Annotated in this window: 7 protein-coding genes; all 7 read left to right on the forward strand. The window is 60.4% G+C overall.

Going from position 1 to position 6,034, the window contains the following annotated elements:
• Positions 1 to 315 carry a PTS lactose/cellobiose transporter subunit IIA gene (locus ABLU67_RS22705; RefSeq protein WP_014226542.1) on the forward strand — a complete coding sequence of 105 codons (315 nt, stop codon included), beginning with the start codon at positions 1 to 3 and terminating at the stop codon, positions 313 to 315.
• Positions 316 to 502: 187 nt separating this feature from the next.
• Complete coding sequence (locus tag ABLU67_RS22710) at positions 503 to 1,417, forward strand: ROK family protein (RefSeq protein ID WP_134898514.1); 915 nt, start codon at positions 503 to 505, stop codon at positions 1,415 to 1,417.
• A 56-nt stretch (positions 1,418 to 1,473) separates the two neighbouring features.
• The gene (locus ABLU67_RS22715) at positions 1,474 to 2,436 is read left to right on the forward strand and encodes a LacI family DNA-binding transcriptional regulator (RefSeq protein ID WP_025106458.1); all 963 of its coding nucleotides are present in this window, start codon (positions 1,474 to 1,476) and stop codon (positions 2,434 to 2,436) included.
• A 178-nt stretch (positions 2,437 to 2,614) separates the two neighbouring features.
• On the forward strand, positions 2,615 to 3,532 hold the full coding sequence (locus tag ABLU67_RS22720) for a metal ABC transporter substrate-binding protein (RefSeq protein ID WP_014226544.1): 918 nt from the start codon (positions 2,615 to 2,617) through the stop codon (positions 3,530 to 3,532).
• Positions 3,529 to 4,350 (forward strand): manganese/iron ABC transporter ATP-binding protein, encoded by an 822-nt coding sequence (locus ABLU67_RS22725; RefSeq protein WP_014226545.1) that lies wholly within the window; start codon positions 3,529 to 3,531, stop codon positions 4,348 to 4,350. Before ABLU67_RS22720 ends, ABLU67_RS22725 begins: the two co-directional genes overlap by 4 nt.
• On the forward strand, positions 4,347 to 5,195 hold the full coding sequence (gene sitC, locus ABLU67_RS22730; protein ID WP_014226546.1) for an iron/manganese ABC transporter permease subunit SitC: 849 nt from the start codon (positions 4,347 to 4,349) through the stop codon (positions 5,193 to 5,195). The genes ABLU67_RS22725 and sitC overlap by 4 nt, the downstream gene beginning before the upstream one ends.
• On the forward strand, positions 5,189 to 6,034 hold an 846-nt coding region (locus ABLU67_RS22735; protein WP_348852543.1), incomplete at its 3' end, for a metal ABC transporter permease. The genes sitC and ABLU67_RS22735, both read left to right, overlap by 7 nt.

Genomic DNA, 6,034 nt, shown 5'->3' on the forward strand with positions numbered 1-6,034 from the left:
ATGGAATTAGAAGAACAGGTAATGGGTATCATCATCAACGCCGGGCAGTCGCGTAGTCTCTGTTACGAAGCGCTGAGCTGCGCTAAAGCGGGTGATTTCGCCGCCGCCGACGAAAAAATGAAAGAAGCGGCGCATTTTGCCCGCGAGGCGCATTTGGTACAGACCCAGCTGATTGAGGCCGACGAAGGCGAGGGTAAAACCAAAATGACTCTGGTGATGGTTCACGCTCAGGATCATCTGATGACCTCGATTCTGGCGAAAGAGCTGATCGGCGAACTGATCGCCATTTACCGCTCGCGACCGCTGCACGCGTAGGGTTCCCCCTCTCCGGGGAGAGGAGATGACGTAGCCCGGGTAAGGCGTTTACGCCGCAACCCGGGAAAACGGTAAATGCTCATGTCACCTGGCTGACTGACTTCCCGGCTCGCGCTGCGCTTAGCCGGGCTACCTGAACTACACGCGTAGCGGCCCGGGAAACCGTCGACCACAATTAAGGACAACCATGCTACATCTGGGTTTAGACATTGGCGGCACCAAAATGGAAGCCGTCCTGCTCAACGCGGCGGGCGAGTGCGTCTATCGCCAGCGCCGTCCGACGCATAAAGAGAGCTATCAGGCGTTTATGCAGCAGCTGCTCGGACTGATTGCGACCGTCCGCGACTGGAGCGAACGGCCGTTTACTCTCGGCATCGGCCTGCCGGGGGCTATCGACCCGCAAAGCGGCCTGATTAAAAACTGCAACTGTCTGGTGCTCAACGGCCACGACCTGCGTCATGACCTGATGCGGGAACTTGGTCAACCGGTATGGATGGCGAACGATGCCGACTGCTTCACCCTCTCTGAGGCGGTAGACGGCGCGGGCGCGGGGGCAACGACCGTATTCGGCGTTATCATCGGTACCGGCTGCGGCGGCGGCGTTGCGGTGAACCAACGGCTGCTCAGCGGGCCTAACGCCATCGCTGGCGAATGGGGACACAATCCTCTGCCGGGGTACCGCCCCGAGCGCGACGGCCCGGCGCAGCCCTGCTACTGCGGCAAAGAAAATTGCATCGAAAGCTTTATCTCCGGTACCGGCTTTGCCTGCCGCTACGGCGAGCAGGCGCCTGCGGAAGCGATTATCGCCGCCGCGCAAAACGGCGAACCGCAGGCGCTGGCCCACTGGCGGCATTTTATTGACGCTTTCGGCCGTAGCCTGGCGTCGGTAATCAATATCCTCGATCCGCAGGTGATTGTACTGGGCGGCGGGCTCTCCAACGTCGGGCAAATCTATGAGCAGTTGCCGTCGGCGATTGTCCCGTATCTCTTTTCCGACAGCTGCCGAACGCAGATCAAACAGGCCCGCTTCGGCGACGCCAGCGGCGTGCGCGGCGCGGCCTGGCTGCCGGTTCTGGCCAACGCTGAAGCCGGTCGGCGGTAGACACTTTTTTCAGCAGGTATGCTAAGCTAGGCGAAAATATTCAGACAGAAAATGCCATGCCAACCATTGATGATGTTTCAAGATTAGCGAATGTCTCCCGAGCGACGGTATCCCGCGTGCTGACCGGCACGCGGGGCGTGCGCGAAGAGAGCCGGGAAGCGGTGCTGCGCGCGGTAGAGGAACTTAACTACCGCCCGAGCTTTGCCGCGCAAAACCTCGCCAGTCAGACATCCAATCACGTGGGGCTGGTGATCCCGGCGAACGATGACAGCAGCGGCGCGCGCCTGCTGCCGATGCTCTCGCTAGCGCTGAAGGGGCTGAATAAAAACCTGATTGTTCAGTACGTCACGGATGCGGCGGAACAGGCGGCGGTCGTCGACGATTTACAGCGCCAGTGCGTGGCGGTGGTGGTGCTCGGCGCCGTCCCGGCGGATGCGCCGCGCAACGTGATCTCCTTTGACCGCTTCAGCATTGCCGGGGTTAATAATCAGGGCTACGACTACGCTTTTGCCACCGAAAGCGCCTGCCGCTACGTGATCGGCAAGGGCCATCGCAATATCGCGCTGATCGTTGATAACGACAGCGATGACGCCAGCCGCCAGATGCTCGAAGGCTATCGCAACGTCCTGCAAAACTACTCCATCCCTTTTAACCGGCAGCTGATGCTGGCGGCCAACGATAACGTTGAACAGGCGCTGCTGACGCTGATTAATAGCTTCAGCAAATACTCGGTGATTATCGTGAAACGGGACCGCTACGCCGCCGAAGCGATGCGCCTGCTGCGCGAGTTCAACGTTGCCGTACCGCAGGAGGTCTCGCTGCTGAGCCTGGAAGATTCTCCCCTCGCCTCGCTGCTCAATCCGCCGCTGACCTGTATCTCCTGGCCGCTGGAGCAGCTGATGGAGAACTGCCTGCAGCGTATCCGCAACCTGATTGACGAGCGCCCCACCTTCTCTCCCGAAGGGCGCACGCTGGCGGGCCGCCTGATCCCCCGCCAGTCGGTGGCCGATCTCTCCTGATTTCAGCGTCCGGCCTTCCGCGTGGCCGGGCCTTTTCCTCTCCCGCCGCGGGTTCGCACGCTAATCATTCGCCTCACATCTAAATAAGAATTATTTTCATTTATAAATAGCTTGTGCTATATAACATAGCAATGGCTATAAATGATGATTAATTAACCGCAACGTTGTGAGGGACCTTATGCTGCACCTGCCACCCCTGAAGCATCTGATGTTTGCCGCCACGCTGGCGCTGCTGGCCGTCGCCCCCGTCCAGGCAAAAGAGAAATTTAAAGTGATTACCACCTTCACGGTGATCGCCGATATGGCGCAAAACGTCGCGGGCGACGCCGCCGACGTCAGCTCCATCACCAAACCGGGGGCCGAGATCCATGAATATCAGCCGACCCCCGGGGATATCAAACGCGCGCAGGGCGCGCAGCTGATCCTCGCCAACGGCCTGAACCTTGAACTGTGGTTCGCCCGCTTTTATCAGCACCTAAACGGCGTACCGGAAGTGGTGGTCAGCAACGGCATTCAGCCGATGGGCATCAGCGAAGGGCCGTATAACGGTAAGCCCAACCCGCACGCGTGGATGTCGGCGGACAATGCGCTGATCTACGTCGATAATATTCGCGACGCGCTGGTGAAATACGATCCTGCGAACGCCGACGCCTATCGCCACAACGCCGAAGCCTACAAAGAGAAGATCCGCCAGACCATGGCGCCGCTGAAGGCGGAACTGGCGAAGCTGCCGCAGGATAAGCGCTGGCTGGTGACCAGCGAGGGCGCGTTCTCCTATCTGGCCCGCGATAACGGCCTCCAGGAGCGCTATCTGTGGCCGATAAACGCCGACCAGCAGGGCACCCCGCAGCAGGTGCGCAAAACCATCGACACCATGAAGAAAGAGCGGATCCCGACTATCTTTAGCGAAAGCACCATCTCTGATAAACCGGCGCGTCAGGTGGCCCGGGAAGCCGGCGCCCACTACGGCGGCGTCCTGTACGTCGACTCTCTGAGCGCCGCCGATGGCCCGGTGCCGACCTATCTCGACCTGCTGCGCGTCACCACCCAAACCATCGTCCAGGGCATCAACGACGGACTAAGGAAACAGGCATGAGTCACGAGCTGCCGGGCCTCGCGGTCAACAACGTCAGCGTCACCTACCGCAACGGTCATACCGCGCTGCGCGATGCTTCTTTTAGCGTCCCGCGCAGCGCCATCGCGGCGCTGGTCGGGGTGAACGGCTCGGGAAAATCGACGCTGTTTAAAGCGCTGATGGGCTTTGTGCGCGTCGGAAAAGGCGATATTGCGATTCTCGGTCAGCCGGTTAATCGCGCCCTGCGGCAGAACCTCGTCGCCTACGTTCCGCAGGCGGAAGAGGTGGACTGGTCCTTCCCGGTGCTGGTGGAAGATGTGGTGATGATGGGGCGCTATGGCCATATGGGCTGGCTACGGCGGGCCAAACCGCGCGACCATGAGATTGTCGACGCCGCCCTGGCGCGGGTCGGCATGAGCGAGTACCGCCACCGCCAGATCGGCGAACTCTCCGGCGGGCAGAAAAAGCGCGTGTTTCTGGCCCGCGCTATCGCTCAGCAGGGAAAAGTCATTCTGCTGGATGAACCCTTTACCGGCGTCGACGTGCAGACCGAAGCGCGCATCATCGAGCTGCTGCGGGAACTGCGCGACGAAGGCTGCACCATGCTGGTTTCCACCCATAACCTCGGCTCGGTAAGCGAGTTCTGCGACTACACGGTGATGGTCAAAGGCACCGTGCTGGCCAGCGGCCCGACGGAAAGCACCTTTACCGCCGAAAACCTCGAACTGGCGTTTAGCGGCGTGCTGCGCCACGTGGTGCTGAGCGGCGCGGAAGAGCGGATTATCACCGACGATGAGCGGCCGTTTATCAGCCGTCGGGCGGCGGGAGGCGAAAGATGAGCTGGCTACTGGAGCCGTTTGGTTATCACTATATGCTGAACGCGATGTGGGTCTCGGCGCTGGTGGGCGGGGTGTGCGCGTTTCTCTCCTGCTACCTGATGCTTAAAGGCTGGTCGCTGATTGGCGACGCCCTCTCCCACTCCATCGTGCCCGGCGTGGCGGGCGCTTATATGCTCGGTCTGCCCTTCGCGCTGGGGGCGTTTCTTTCCGGCGGCCTGGCGGCGGGCAGCATGCTGTTTCTTAACCAGCGTTCGAAGCTGAAGGAAGACGCGATTATCGGCCTGATCTTCTCCTCTTTTTTCGGTATTGGCCTGTTTATGGTGTCGCTGAACCCCACTTCGGTGAATATCCAGACCATTATTCTCGGCAATATTCTGGCCATCGCCCCGGAGGATATTATCCAGCTGGCGGCGATTGGCTCTATTTCGATGGCGATTCTGCTGCTGAAGTGGAAAGACCTGATGGTGACCTTTTTCGATGAGAACCACGCTCGTTCCATTGGCCTGAATACCACCGCGCTGAAGCTGCTGTTCTTTACTCTGCTGGCGGCCTGTACCGTGGCGGCGCTGCAGACCGTCGGCGCGTTTCTGGTGATTTGCCTGGTGGTGACGCCCGGGGCCACCGCCTGGCTGTTGACCGACCGCTTCCCGCGCCTGCTGGCGATTGCCGTCGCGATTGGCAGCCTGACCAGCTTTTTCGGCGCGTGGCTGAGCTACTATCTGGACGGGGCGACCGGGGGGATTATCGTCGTCGCCCAGACGCTGCTGTTTTTAGCCGCTTTTGTTTTCGCGCCGAAGCACGGCCTGCTCGCCAGCCGTCGCCGCGCCAGGGAGGCCTCATGCTGAGCGCGCTGATTGAACCTTTCCAGTTCTCCTTTATGGTCAACGCCATGCTGGTGGCGGCGATCGTTGCCGTCCCCTGCGCGCTGCTGTCGGTGTTTTTGGTGCTCAAGGGCTGGGCGCTGATGGGCGATGCCATGAGCCACGCAGTTTTTCCGGGCGTGGTGGTGGCGTATATCCTCGGTATCCCCTTCGCCATCGGCGCGTTTATCGCCGGGTTGTTCTGCGCCATCGCCACCGGTTATCTCGATGATAACAGCCGCATTAAGCGCGATACGATCATGGGCATCGTCTTTTCCGGGATGTTTGGCGCGGGCCTGGTGCTGTACGTGTCGATTCAGTCGGAGGTCCATCTCGATCATATTCTGTTTGGCGACATGCTGGGTATTTCCGCCAGCGATATTGCGCAAACGTCGCTGATCGCGCTGGCGATTGCGCTGATAATCGGGCTTAAGTGGCGTGATTTTCTGCTGCACGCCTTTGATCCGCAGCAGGCGAAGGCCAGCGGATTGCGCTGCGGGCTGCTGCATTATGGGCTGCTGTGTATGATTGCGCTGACCATCGTGGCGACGCTGAAAGCGGTGGGGATCATTTTGTCGATTTCGCTGCTGATAGCGCCGGGGGCGATCGCTCTGCTGCTGACGCGGCGTTTTGTCAGCGCCCTGCTGCTGGCGGTGGCGATAGCGTTAAGCTGTTCGCTGGGCGGCGTGTGGCTGTCGTTTTATCTCGACAGCGCCCCGGCGCCGACCATTGTGGTGCTGTTTACCGTTCTATTCGTTATCGCGTTTATCTGGACGTCGGTTCGCGATAGTCAAACCACGGCTCGTTCCGGCGAAGCCCCGGGT

Origin of the sequence: Klebsiella sp. GN_Kp190 (assembly GCF_040061795.1) — a bacterium.
GTDB classification, from domain to species: Bacteria; Pseudomonadota; Gammaproteobacteria; order Enterobacterales; family Enterobacteriaceae; genus Klebsiella; species Klebsiella michiganensis.